We start from the raw sequence: 12,523 nt of genomic DNA, 5'->3' as shown, positions 1-12,523 counted from the left end.
GGCGGGCACTCAGGGCAGAATGGACCGGGATCGGTCTACTGAAGGAGATCCCGTGGCGATCCGCGTCCTACTGGTCGATGACCAGCCACTGCTGCGCACCGGCTTCCGGATGATCCTGGAGGCCGAGCAGGACATCGCGGTCGTCGGGGAGGCCGGGGACGGTCTTCAGGCCATCGACCAGGTGCGGGCGCTTCAGCCCGATGTCGTGCTGATGGACATCCGGATGCCTCGGATGGACGGTGTGGAGGCGACGCGGCAGATCACGGGTCCCGGCAAGGACGGTCCGGCGAAGGTGCTGGTGCTGACCACGTTCGATCTGGACGAGTACGTGGTGGAGGCGCTGCGCGCGGGGGCCAGTGGCTTCCTGCTGAAGGACGCGCCCGCGAACGAGTTGGTGCAGGCGATCCGGGTGGTGGCCGCCGGTGAGGCGATGCTGGCGCCAAGCATCACGCGCAGGCTGCTCGACAAGTACGCGGACCATCTGCCGTCCGGTGACGAGCAGGTGCCGGACACCCTGCACACGCTGACCGAGCGTGAGGTCGAGGTGCTGAAGCTGGTGGCGCGGGGGCTGTCCAACGCGGAGATCGCCGCGGATCTGTTCGTCAGTGAGACCACGGTCAAGACGCATGTGGGTCATGTGCTGACGAAGCTGAGCCTGCGCGACCGTGTGCAGGCGGCGGTGTACGCGTACGAGAGCGGTCTGGTGCGCCCCGGCGCCCAGTGAGCGGGCGGCGCTTCGGGCGGTTACGGCAGAGGTCCCCGGCATCGGTGCGATGCCGGGGACCTCTGCCGTTGCGACTGTCGGACGGTGGGGCCGGTCAGACCGCGCTGCCGGTGCCGAGCTCCCAGAGCAGCAGTTCGCCCGAGGGGTTGAGTGCCCATTCCACGCCGGAGATGTCGTCGTCGGCGGCCACGTACTGCTTGCCCTGCCAGAGCGGCAGTACCGGTACGTCCTCGGCGACGATGTCCTGTATCTGCGCGAAGCTCTTGGCGGCGGCGCTGCGTTCGGCCTCGCTGCGCGACTGGGGTATCAGCTGTCCGCTGACCTTCTTGTTCGAGTACGGCGCGTTGAGGAAGTTGTCCTCGTCGAGGAACGGCGCGATGTAGTTGTCCGGGTCGGGGAAGTCGGGGAACCAGCCCATGCCGTAGACGGTGTAGTCACCGCGTGTCTGGGCGGGCCGGAACTTGGACCACTCGGTGCCCTTGGTGTCGACATCGAAGAGGCCGCTGGAGTTGAGCTGCTCCTTGAGCGTCTCGAACTCCTTGGCCGTGGCTTCGCCGTAGTGGTCGGTGGTGTAGTTCAGGGTGAACTTCACGGGTGTCTCGACACCGGCTTCGTCGAGGAGTCGTTCGGCCTCGGCCCGGTCGGGCTCGCCGTACTTGTTGAAGAACGAGTTGGTGTGCGCGGTGATGGTCGACGGGATGAGCGAGTAGAGGGGCTCGGCCGTGGAGCCGTACACCTCGGAGGCGATCTGGCCGCGGTCGACGAGGGAGGCGACGGCCTGGCGTACGGCCTTGTCCTTCACGACGGGCTCGTCGGTGTCGAAGGCGAGGTAGCGGATCTCCAGACCGGGCATCTCGGTGAGCTCGACCTTGTCCGTGGGCTTCGTGGTCATGTCCTCGATCTGGTCCGGCGACATGGTGCGGGCCATGACGTCGATCTCGCCGGAGTCGAGGGCCTTGCCCATGGCCGCCGCGTCGGGGTACGAGCGCAGCTCGACCTTGTCGTTGCGGAGCTTCAGGTCGCCCGTGTACGAGGAGTTCTTGGTGAAGACCGCCTTGACGATCCGGTCGCCGTCGATCTCGGCCTTGAAGTTGTACGGGCCGGAGCCGGTCACGTCGAAGCCGTCGCGGAGCTTCTTGCCGTCGTAGGACTCGGGGTCGACGATGCCGGCGACGGGTGTGGAGAGCTTGTACGGGAACGTGGCGTCGGGGGTCTTGAGGTGGAAGACGATCTCGGAGGCGCTGGGCGTCTCGATCGTGTCGATGTTCTTGAGCAGGCCCACCGCGCCGGCCTCGGAGTTGATGTCGATCACGCGGTCGATGGAGAACTTCACGTCCTCCGAGGTGATCTCGGCGCCGCCGGCGAACTTCAGGCCCTCGCGCAGTTCGCAGCGGTAGCTCTGGTTCTGGTTGTCCGAGAAGCGGCAGTTGGACGCGGCCTCGGGGACGGGGGCGCCGCCGCCGCGCGGTACGCGCATCAGGGTCTGGAGGGACTGGCGCAGGACGTTCCAGGAGCCGGCGTCGTAGGCGAACGCCGGGTCGAAGGGCGCCGGGGACTCCTTGGTGGCGGTGAACTGGTCCGTGGTGCCGACGACGATGGCGTCACCGCTGCCGGACCCGCCGTCCGAGCCGCCGCAGGCGGCGAGCACCGGGGCGAGCAGTCCTGCCACAACCGGCAGCACGAGACTCTTGCGCTTCATCCTGGACGTACTCCCTCATCCGAACACCCTGCGATACAACGGTGGTTGAGAATTTCGCGACGTGATTGACCGTCGGAACACACCGTTGAGGCGGTGAACGTGTGGCGAAGTTCTCGCGACGAGATTAGTCGGCAGGTGCGGATGTTATGAACCGGGCTCAGTTCGGGCGTAATCGCAAAGCGCTCAGCAAATGCCATGAAGCGGTATCAGCGCTTGAGAATGATTCGCACATCCAGCCATAAAGCAGGACACATGGATGCCCGGATCGGCGCGGCGAACGGGCAGGGCGGGCCCGCTGAACGGGCGTGATCACCCTCGGCGACACCACGCTGAGTGACAAAGGTCACCCGCATTTCCGGCCGGTCCACCATGATCACGAACACGACGATCAGTCGGCGACCGCCGCAAAGGCGTACCCCAATCCCCCGGACTTTGGATAGTTTCAGGGGGCACGCTCTGTATGACTATCTGTGCTCGTGCGTAATCAGACCACGCAGGAATAGCAGATCGACCTCTTCGAGAGAGCCCACGACCACCCGTCCGTCGGCGGCGGCGATCGGCGCGACGGAGGGCACGGCCACCACCCGGCAGCCCGCGGCCTCGGCCGACGCCACGCCCGTCGCCGTGTCCTCGATGACCGCGCATCTGGCCGGGGCGGCGTTCAGACCGCGCGCGGCGAGCAGGTACGGGTCGGGGTGCGGCTTGGTGTTCACCACCTCGTCACCGGCCACGGTGAGGCTGAAGTGGTGGCGTCCCACGGATTCCAGCACCCGGTCGATGATGCGCCGGTGCGAGGCGGAGACCAGGGCCGTGGGCACGCCGTGCCGGGCCAGTTCGGCCAGCAGCCTGGCGGCTCCGGGCATCAGCGGTACGTCGAAGCCGATGCGCTCCTCGAAGCGGTCGTTGAGCAGTACGGTCAGCTCGGCGAGGGTGATGTCGGCGCCGGTCGCCTCGATGAGATAGCCGGCGCTCCTGGTCATGGGCCCGCCGACGACGATGTCGCGCCATGCGTCGTCCAGGGCGTGTCCGAGGTCCTTGAAGACCGCGACCTCCGTGTCCCACCAGAAGCCCTCCGTGTCGACCAGGGTGCCGTCCATGTCGAGAAGAACGGCCTGGAGCGCCGATCCTTCGGCCGTACGAGTCAAGGACGCGGGAACCGTACTGGTCATCCGGGCACACCTCCGAGAGGGACGAGAAGGCCGGTCGCCTTTCCTGACGGGGGTTCCCGTCAGGGCCGGCAACCGGCCTGCGCTGGACCGATAAGTGTACGACTCGTCCGCGGAAGGTGCGCGATGGGCGCTATCGCGCGTTGAAGTACTTCGCCTCGGGGTGGTGGATGACGATGGCGTCGGTGGACTGCTCCGGGTGGAGCTGGAACTCCTCGGAGAGCTCGACACCGATCCGGCCGGGCTCCAGGAGGTCGGCGATCTTGGCGCGGTCCTCCAGGTTGGGGCAGGCACCGTAGCCGAGCGAGAACCGGGCGCCCCGGTACTTCAGCGCGAACATGTCCTCGACCTGCGACGGGTCCTCGGCGGCGAAGCCCAGCTCGGAGCGGACGCGGGCGTGCCAGTACTCGGCGAGGGCCTCGGCGAGCTGGACGGACAGGCCGTGGAGTTCGAGATAGTCCCGGTAGGCGTTCTTCTCGAACAGCTCCGCGGTCGCGCCGCCGATCTTCGACCCGACGGTGACGACCTGGAGGCCCACGACGTCGGTCTCGCCGGACTCCTCGGGGCGGAAGAAGTCCGCCAGACAGAGCCGCCGGCCGCGGCGCTGGCGGGGGAAGGTGAAGCGGGTCCGCTCCGCCCCGTCCTCGCCGAGCAGGATCAGGTCGTCGCCCTTGGAGACGCAGGGGAAGTAGCCGTAGACCACGGCCGCTTCCAGCATGTTGTCGGTGTGGAGCTTGTCCAGCCAGCCCCGCAGATGCGGCCGTCCCTCGGACTCCACCAGCTCCTCGTACGACGGTCCGCCCTTGCGGGCCTCCTTGAGCCCCCACTGCCCCTTGAACAGGGCGCCCTCGTCCAGCCAGGAGGCGTACTCCTTGAGCTGGATGCCCTTGATGACGCGGGTGCCCCAGAACGGCGGCTCCGGGACCGGGTTGGTGGTCGACACGTCGGAGCGGACGGTGCCTTCCTCCGGAAGGTCCTCCACCACCGTCGCCGTGGCCGTGACCGGCTTGACGCGGCGCTGCTTCAACTCGGGGAGTACGGCTCCGGGGACGCCGCGCTTGATGCCGATCAGGGCGTCCATGAGGCGCAGGCCCTCGAACGCGTCGCGGGCGTAGCGGACCTCACCCTCGTAGATCTCGTGCAGGTCCTGCTCGACGTAGGCGCGGGTGAGGGCGGCGCCGCCGAGGATGACGGGGAAGTCGGCCGCCATCTTGCGCTGGTTCAGCTCCTGAAGGTTCTCCTTCATGATCACCGTCGACTTCACCAGCAGCCCCGACATGCCGATCACATCGGCCCGGTGCTCCTCGGCGGCTTCGAGGATGGCGGAGACCGGCTGCTTGATGCCGAGATTCACCACCGTGTAGCCGTTGTTGGACAGGATGATGTCGACCAGGTTCTTCCCGATGTCGTGCACGTCGCCCCGGACGGTGGCCAGGACGATGGTGCCCTTGCCGTCGTCATCCGTCTTCTCCATGTGCGGCTCCAGGAAAGCCACCGCCTGCTTCATCACCTCCGCCGACTGGAGGACGAAGGGCAGCTGCATCTGCCCGGAGCCGAACAGCTCGCCCACGACCTTCATGCCGTTCAGCAGGGTGTCGTTGACGATCTCCAGAGCCGGCCGGGTCTCCAGTGCGGCGGCGAGGTCGTCCTCCAGGCCGTTCTTCTCCCCGTCGATGATCCGCCGCTCCAGCCGCTCGTTCAGCGGCAGCGCGAGCAGTTCCTCGGCCCGTCCGTCCTTCATCGACTTGGTGTTGACGCCCTCGAACAGCTGCATGAGCCTCTGGAGCGGGTCGTAGCCTTCTTCGCGCCGGTCGTAGACGAGGTCGAGTGCGACCTTGACCTGCTCCTCCTCCAGCCGCGCGATCGGCAGGATCTTCGACGCGTGCACGATCGCCGAGTCCAGCCCCGCCTTCACGCACTCGTCCAGGAAGACGGAGTTCAGGACGATGCGGGCGGCGGGGTTCAGTCCGAAGGAGATGTTCGACAGACCCAGCGTCGTCTGGACATCGGGGTGGCGCTTCTTCAGCTCACGGATCGCCTCGATCGTCGCGATCCCGTCCTTGCGCGACTCCTCCTGACCCGTGCAGATCGTGAAGGTGAGGGTGTCGATCAGGATGTCCGACTCGTGCACGCCCCAGTTGCCGGTCAGGTCCGCGATCAGCCGCTCCGCGATCGCGACCTTGTGTTCGGGGGTGCGGGCCTGGCCCTCCTCGTCGATGGTCAGCGCGATCAGCGCGGCGCCGTGCTCGACGGCCAGTTCGGTGACCTTCGTGAAGCGCGACTCCGGCCCGTCACCGTCCTCGTAGTTCACCGAGTTGATGACCGCGCGCCCGCCCAGCTTCTCCAACCCGGCCCGCAGCACCGGCAGTTCGGTGGAGTCCAGCACGATCGGCAGGGTGGAGGCGGTGGCGAAACGGCCCGCGAGCTCCGCCATGTCCGCGACGCCGTCACGGCCCACGTAGTCGACGCACAGGTCGAGCAGGTGCGCGCCCTCACGGATCTGCGCCCGTGCCATCTCCACGCAGTCGTCCCAGCGGCCCTCGAGCATCGCCTCACGGAACTTCTTCGACCCGTTCGCGTTCGTGCGCTCGCCGATCGCCAGATACGACGTGTCCTGCCGGAAGGGCACCGACTGGTACAGCGACGCCGCCCCCGGCTCGGGCCGCGCCACCCGCTCGGTGACATCGGCGCCCCGCACCCGCTCCACGACCTGCCGCAGATGCTCCGGAGTCGTTCCGCAGCAGCCGCCGACCAGGGAGAGGCCGTACTCCTGGACGAAGTTCTCCTGCGCGTCCGCGAGTTCGCCCGCGGTCAGCGGGTAGTGCGCGCCGTCCTTGCCGAGGACGGGCAGTCCGGCGTTGGGCATGCAGGAGATGGGGATACGTGAGTGGCGGGCCAGATAGCGCAGGTGCTCGCTCATCTCCGCCGGCCCCGTCGCGCAGTTGAGCCCGATCATGTCGATCCCCAGCGGCTCCAGCGCCGTCAGGGCCGCGCCGATCTCCGACCCCAGCAGCATCGTGCCCGTCGTCTCGACCGTCACGGAACAGATGATCGGCAGGTTCGTGCCGGTGGTGGCGAGGGCCCGGCGGGCTCCGAGGATGGCGGCCTTCGTCTGGAGGAGGTCCTGTGTCGTCTCCACCAGCAGGGCGTCCGCGCCACCGGCGATCATGCCCTCGGCGTTGCGCTGGTAGGCGTCGCGCAGGGTCACGTAGTCGACGTGCCCGAGGGTCGGCAGTTTCGTTCCCGGGCCCATGGAGCCCAGCACCCAGCGCTGCTGTCCGGTCGAGACGGTGAACTCGTCGGCGACCTCGCGGGCGATACGGGCGCCGGCCTCGGAGAGTTCGAAGACCCGCTCGGGGATGTCGTACTCGGCCAGCGCGGCGAAGTTCGTACCGAAGGTGTTGGTCTCCACGCAGTCGACACCGACCGCGAAGTACTCCTCGTGGACGGAGCGCACGATGTCCGGGCGGGTCACGTTCAGGATCTCGTTGCAGCCCTCCAGATCCTGGAAGTCCTCCATCGTCGGATCCTGCGCCTGGAGCATGGTGCCCATCGCCCCGTCGGCCACCACCACGCGCGTGGCGAGCGCCTCGCGGAGGGCTTCGACTCGGGTCCGGCTGTCGGCGGAAGTGCTGGAGGACGGGGCCATGAAAATACTCCCGGGGATGCGACGGCTGTCGGCTTTGCGCCTTCCGGTGGAAGGGGCACCCGGCCAGGGTAGCGGTGCCCGGCTCGCGGCGGCGGTCTGTTTCAGGGGGCGGACGGTCGCGCGTCGGCCAACTTGGAATCCGGTTGTCCGTAACACGGAGTCGGCATGGGCCGATATTGTTCAGCATTGTCGAACGACTGCGTCAGGGAGGTCCGGGCCGATGGCGAAGAGCATCCAGTCGCTCCAGCGCGCGGCGGCGGTGCTGCGGCTTCTCGCGGGCGGCGAGCGCAGGCTCGGCCTGTCCGACATCGCCTCCTCGCTCGGGCTGGCCAAGGGGACGGCGCACGGCATCCTGCGGACCCTCCAGGAGGAGGGGTTCGTGGAGCAGGACGCCGCTTCGGGCCGCTATCAGCTGGGGGCGGAGCTACTGCGGCTCGGCAACAGCTATCTGGACGTCCACGAGCTGCGCTCCCGCGCCCTGGTGTGGACGGACGATCTGGCGCGGTCCAGCGGTGAGAGCGTGCATCTGGGGGTGCTGCACCTGGAGGGCGTACTGATCGTGCACCACGTCTTCAGGCCGGACGACAGCCGGCAGGTCCTGGAAGTGGGCGCGATGCAGCCGCTGCACTCCACGGCCCTGGGGAAGGTGCTCGCGGCGTACGACCCGGTGGCCCGCGGCGAGGCCGTCAGAGGCGCCCGTGAGCAGCTGACCGGGCGCACCGTCACCGATCTGGAGCAATTCGAGGCGATTCTCGAAGTCACCAGGTCACGGGGGTGGGCGACGGATGTCGAGGAGACCTGGGAGGGGGTGGCCGCGGTGGCCGCGCCGATCCATGACCGGCGGCGGATGCCCGTCGGGGCCATAGCTCTCACGGGCGCGGTGGAACGACTGTGCGAGGACGGCGAGATCCGTCCGGAGCTGATCACGGCGGTGCGCGAATGTGCCCGTTCGGTGTCCAGGGATGTCGGCGCCGGGCGGTTTTGAGTCGCATGGCCGATGATCTGAAGAGAACAAGGTTCCGGCGACAGGACCCTTGACGACTCCTTCACCCCAGGATGACACTGCCGTTCAGCGGTCGGCATTGTCGAACATTGATCGACGGGTCAACATGTGTGCACGACAAGGCCAGAGGCCGGCAACGCCCTCACCTGAGGGCTCGGACCATCGGTGCGAGCCGCTGGTCCGCCTCCCCCTGGACGAAGGAGTCTTGGGTGTCACACTTCGACATCTTCATAGGCGAGACCGTAGGTACCGCTCTCCTGATCCTGCTCGGTGGTGGCGTGGTCGCGGGCGTCGTCCTCAAACGCTCCAAGTCGCACGGGGCGGGCTGGGTCGCCATCAGCTTCGGGTGGGGATTCGCCGTCCTCACGGGTGCGTATCTCGCCGCGGGCGTCTCGGGCGCCCATCTGAACCCTGCCGTCACCCTCGGCCTCGCGATATCCGGCGGGACGGAGTGGAGCGATGTGCCGCTCTACATGGCGAGCGAGCTGCTCGGTGCCGCCATCGGCGCCTTCCTGGTCTGGGTGACGTACATGGGCCAGTTCAAGGCCCATCTGACCGATCCGGAGATCCTCGCCGCGCAGCCCGCGGTCGAGGGGCTGGTCGACCAGAAGACCGCGCCCAAGGCCGGTCCCGTCCTCGGTATCTTCTCGACGGGCCCGGAGATCCGGCACACCGTGCAGAACGTGCTCACCGAGATCATCGCCACCTTCGCCCTGGTGATCGCGATCCTCACCCAGGGACTGAACGACGAGGGCAACGGCCTCGGTGTCCTCGGCGTGCTGATCACTTCGCTGGTGGTGGTGGGCATCGGTCTCTCGCTCGGTGGCCCCACCGGATACGCGATCAACCCGGCTCGCGACCTCGGCCCCCGTATCGTCCACGCGCTGCTGCCGCTGCCCAACAAGGGCGGCTCCGACTGGACGTATGCCTGGATCCCGGTCGTCGCTCCGCTCATCGGCGGCGCCGCCGCGGCCGGTCTCTACAACGTGGCCTTCAAGTAGGCCCACGCCCTCCCTCCGCCCTCCGCACCGAGCAGGAGCAGACACCGTGAGTGACGCACAGAGCACCGGGACTTCCTCCCACGGAACGGGACCGTTCATCGCGGCCATCGACCAGGGCACGACGTCCAGCCGCTGCATCGTCTTCGACGTCGACGGGCGCATCGTCGCCGTCGACCAGAAGGAACACCGGCAGATCTTCCCGAAGCCGGGCTGGGTCGAGCACGACGCCAAGGAGATCTGGACCAACGTCCAGGAAGTCGTGGCGAACGCCATCGAGAAGGCCGGTATCACCAAGGCCGACGTCCTGGCGATCGGGATCACCAACCAGCGCGAGACCACCATGCTCTGGGACAAGAAGACCGGTGAGCCCGTCCACAACGCCATCGTCTGGCAGGACACCCGCACCAGCTCGCTGGTGAAGGAGCTGGGCCGCAACGTGGGTCAGGACCGGTTCCGCCGTGACACCGGGCTGCCGCTGGCGACGTACTTCGCCGGGCCGAAGGCGCGCTGGCTGCTCGACAACGTCGAGGGGCTGCGCGAGCGGGCCGAGGCCGGCGACATCCTCTTCGGCACCATGGACACCTGGGTGATCTGGAATCTGACCGGTGGTGTCGACGGCGGTGTGCACGTCACGGACGTCACCAACGCCTCCCGCACGATGCTGATGCGCCTCGACACGCTGGAGTGGGACCCGAAGATCTGCAACTCCATCGGTGTCCCGATGGCGATGCTCCCGAAGATCCGCTCCTCCTCCGAGGTGTACGGAACGGCCAAGGGCGGCCCGCTGAACGGGATTCCGGTCGCCTCGGCGCTCGGTGACCAGCAGGCGGCCCTGTTCGGCCAGTGCTGCTTCGCCGAGGGTGAGGCCAAGTCGACGTACGGCACGGGCACGTTCATGCTCATGAACACCGCCCACAAGCCGGTCAACTCCTACAACGGGCTGCTGACGACGGTCGGTTACCGCATCGGGGACGAGCCGGCCGTGTACGCGCTGGAGGGCGCCATCGCCGTCACCGGCGCGCTGGTGCAGTGGATGCGCGACCAGCTGGGCCTGATCAACTCCGCGCCCGAGATCGAGACGCTCGCCTCCTCCGTGGAGGACAACGGCGGCGCGTACTTCGTCCCGGCCTTCTCCGGGCTCTTCGCACCCCACTGGGACTCGGCCGCCCGCGGTGTGATCGCCGGCCTCACCAGCTATGTCACCAAGGCGCACATCGCCCGCGCGGTGCTGGAGGCCACGGCCTGGCAGACCCGTGAGATCAGCGACGCCATGACCAAGGACTCCAAGGTCGAGCTGACGTCCCTGAAGGTCGACGGCGGTATGACCGCCAACAACCTGCTGATGCAGACGCTGTCCAACGTCCTCGACGCGCCCGTGGTGCGCCCGATGGTCGCGGAGACCACCTGTCTGGGCGCCGCGTACGCCGCCGGGCTCGCGGTCGGCTTCTGGCCGGACACCGACGCGCTGCGGGCCAACTGGCGCCGGGCCGCGGAGTGGACGCCGGACATGGACCCGGCGGAGCGCGACCGCGAGTACAAGAAATGGCTCAAGGCCGTGGAGCGCACCAAGGCCTGGGTGGACGAAGACGACGAGAGCTGACCCAGGCGTTTCGTCCGAGTGAGGAGACACCATGACCACCCTTCACAGCAGTCCCGCCCTTGGCACGCACCCGGCCGGCGGCTCACTCCCGAGCCGCGCGGAGACCCGGGAGCAGTTGTCCCGCGCCACCTACGACCTGCTGGTCATCGGTGGCGGCATCCTGGGCATCTCCACCGCCTGGCACGCCTCCCAGTCGGGACTGCGGGTGGCCCTGGTGGACGGTGGCGACTTCGCCGGCGCCACCTCCTCCGCCTCCTCCAAGCTGCTCCACGGCGGTCTGCGCTATCTCCAGACCGGCGACGTGCGGCTTGTCGCCGAGAACCACTTCGAGCGCCGCGCGGTCTCCCGCCGCGTGGCGCCCCATCTGGCGAACCCGCTCACGTTCTATCTGCCCGTCTACAAGAACGGGCCGCACAGCGCGGCCAAGCTGGGCGCCGGAGTGTTCGCGTACTCCGCGCTCTCCGCCTTCGGCGACGGCGTCGGGCATCTGCTGAGCCCCGCCAAGGCGCGGCGCGCGGTGCCCGAACTGCGTACGGACAATCTGCGGGCCGTGGCGGTGTACGGCGACGACCAGATGAACGACGCGCGGATGGCCGTGATGACGGTCCGCGCGGCCGTCGAGTCGGGGGCCGCCGTCCTCAACCACGCCCAGGTGACCGGATTGCGGTTCACCGGCGGCCGGGTGACGGGCGCCGACCTCAAGGACGGTATGGACGGTACGGAGTTCGGGGTCGACGCCCGGCTCGTGCTGAACGCCACCGGCCCCTGGGTCGACCATCTGCGCCGGCTGGAGGACCCCCGGTCCGAGCCCTCGATCAGGCTCTCCAAGGGCGCGCACCTCGTGCTGCGGCGCACCGCCCCGTGGAACGCGGCGCTCGCGACGCCGATCGACAAGTACCGCATCACCTTCGCCCTCCCCTGGGAGGACATGCTGCTGCTCGGGACGACGGACGAGGTGTACGAGGGCGATCCGGCGGACGTCGCGGTCACCGACGCGGACATCCACCAGATCCTGGACGAGGCGTCGCTCTCCGTCCGGGACCAGCAGCTCTCGCGTGAGCTGATGACGTATTCGTTCGCCGGTCTGCGGGTGCTGCCCGGCGGTCCCGGTGACACGTCGACCGCCAAGCGGGAGACGGTCGTCACCGAGGGCAGTGGCGGCATGCTGTCGGTGGCGGGAGGCAAGTGGACGACGTTCCGCCATATCGGCCGTACGGTGCTGGACAAGCTGGAGACCCTGCCCGGCCGTCCGCTCGGCTCGGACATCGAGCCGACGTCGCGGCTGCCGAAGATGCTGCCGCTGCCCGGCATCGCCAATCCGCAGGCGGTGACGCACCGGCTGCTGATCGACGGCGGGGCGCACGGCGACGGCATCGCGCGGGACACGGCGCACCATCTGGCCAGGCACTACGGTTCGCTGGCGTTCGACATCGCGCGGCTGGCGTACGAGCGGCCGGAGCTGGGCGAGCGTATCCACCCGGACGCCCCCGAGATCTGGGCGCAGGTCGTGTACGCGCGTGACCACGAGTGGGCGGAGACGGCGGACGACGTGCTGCGGCGGCGTACGACGCTGACGATCCGGGGGCTCGCCACGGACGCGATCCGTACCCGGGTCGAGGAGTTGCTGAGCAGGCGGAGCGGCTGAGCGAGCGGGCCGAGTGGTGCGCGGCACGTGAGCGGC

General features: G+C 68.4%; 9 protein-coding genes. 5 read left to right on the top strand and 4 right to left on the bottom strand.

Annotated elements, in window-relative coordinates; translation table 11 throughout:
• The first annotated feature begins 52 nt into the window (after positions 1-52).
• On the top strand, positions 53-724 hold the full coding sequence (locus ACFWHU_RS19335; protein WP_023542799.1) for a response regulator transcription factor: 672 nt from the start codon (positions 53-55) through the stop codon (positions 722-724).
• A 94-nt stretch (positions 725-818) separates the two neighbouring features.
• On the opposite strand, the gene ACFWHU_RS19330 is transcribed toward ACFWHU_RS19335, so the two are convergent.
• From ACFWHU_RS19330 to metH, 4 genes are all read right to left on the bottom strand, one after another.
• The gene (locus tag ACFWHU_RS19330) at positions 819-2,423 is read right to left on the bottom strand and encodes an ABC transporter substrate-binding protein (RefSeq protein ID WP_387225879.1); all 1,605 of its coding nucleotides are present in this window, start codon (positions 2,421-2,423) and stop codon (positions 819-821) included.
• Between the two features lie 206 nt (positions 2,424-2,629).
• Positions 2,630-2,800 carry a hypothetical protein gene (locus tag ACFWHU_RS19325; RefSeq protein ID WP_385795967.1) on the bottom strand — a complete coding sequence of 57 codons (171 nt, stop codon included), beginning with the start codon at positions 2,798-2,800 and terminating at the stop codon, positions 2,630-2,632.
• 87 nt (positions 2,801-2,887) lie between these two features.
• Entirely contained in the window at positions 2,888-3,592 is a 705-nt protein-coding gene (locus ACFWHU_RS19320; protein WP_387225877.1) for an HAD family hydrolase, read from the bottom strand.
• A gap of 130 nt (positions 3,593-3,722) precedes the next feature.
• Entirely contained in the window at positions 3,723-7,238 is a 3,516-nt protein-coding gene (gene metH / locus ACFWHU_RS19315; RefSeq protein ID WP_387225875.1) for a methionine synthase, read from the bottom strand.
• A gap of 220 nt (positions 7,239-7,458) precedes the next feature.
• On the opposite strand from metH, the gene ACFWHU_RS19310 reads away from it, so the two are divergent.
• From ACFWHU_RS19310 to ACFWHU_RS19295, 4 genes are all read left to right on the top strand, one after another.
• The gene (locus ACFWHU_RS19310) at positions 7,459-8,223 is read left to right on the top strand and encodes an IclR family transcriptional regulator (RefSeq protein ID WP_385795960.1); all 765 of its coding nucleotides are present in this window, start codon (positions 7,459-7,461) and stop codon (positions 8,221-8,223) included.
• A 227-nt stretch (positions 8,224-8,450) separates the two neighbouring features.
• On the top strand, positions 8,451-9,242 hold the full coding sequence (locus tag ACFWHU_RS19305; protein WP_355183695.1) for an MIP/aquaporin family protein: 792 nt from the start codon (positions 8,451-8,453) through the stop codon (positions 9,240-9,242).
• Positions 9,243-9,288: 46 nt separating this feature from the next.
• Positions 9,289-10,842 (top strand): glycerol kinase GlpK, encoded by a 1,554-nt coding sequence (glpK, locus tag ACFWHU_RS19300; RefSeq protein WP_385795957.1) that lies wholly within the window; start codon positions 9,289-9,291, stop codon positions 10,840-10,842.
• 31 nt (positions 10,843-10,873) lie between these two features.
• Positions 10,874-12,487 (top strand): FAD-dependent oxidoreductase, encoded by a 1,614-nt coding sequence (locus ACFWHU_RS19295; RefSeq protein ID WP_387225871.1) that lies wholly within the window; start codon positions 10,874-10,876, stop codon positions 12,485-12,487.
• The last annotated feature ends 36 nt before the right edge of the window (positions 12,488-12,523 follow it).

The organism is Streptomyces sp. NPDC060366 (genome assembly GCF_042725135.1).
In the GTDB taxonomy this organism is placed as follows: Bacteria; Actinomycetota; Actinomycetes; order Streptomycetales; family Streptomycetaceae; genus Streptomyces.
The sequence above is the reverse complement of the archived record's forward strand: the minus strand, read 5'-3'. Positions and strand labels throughout refer to the sequence as shown.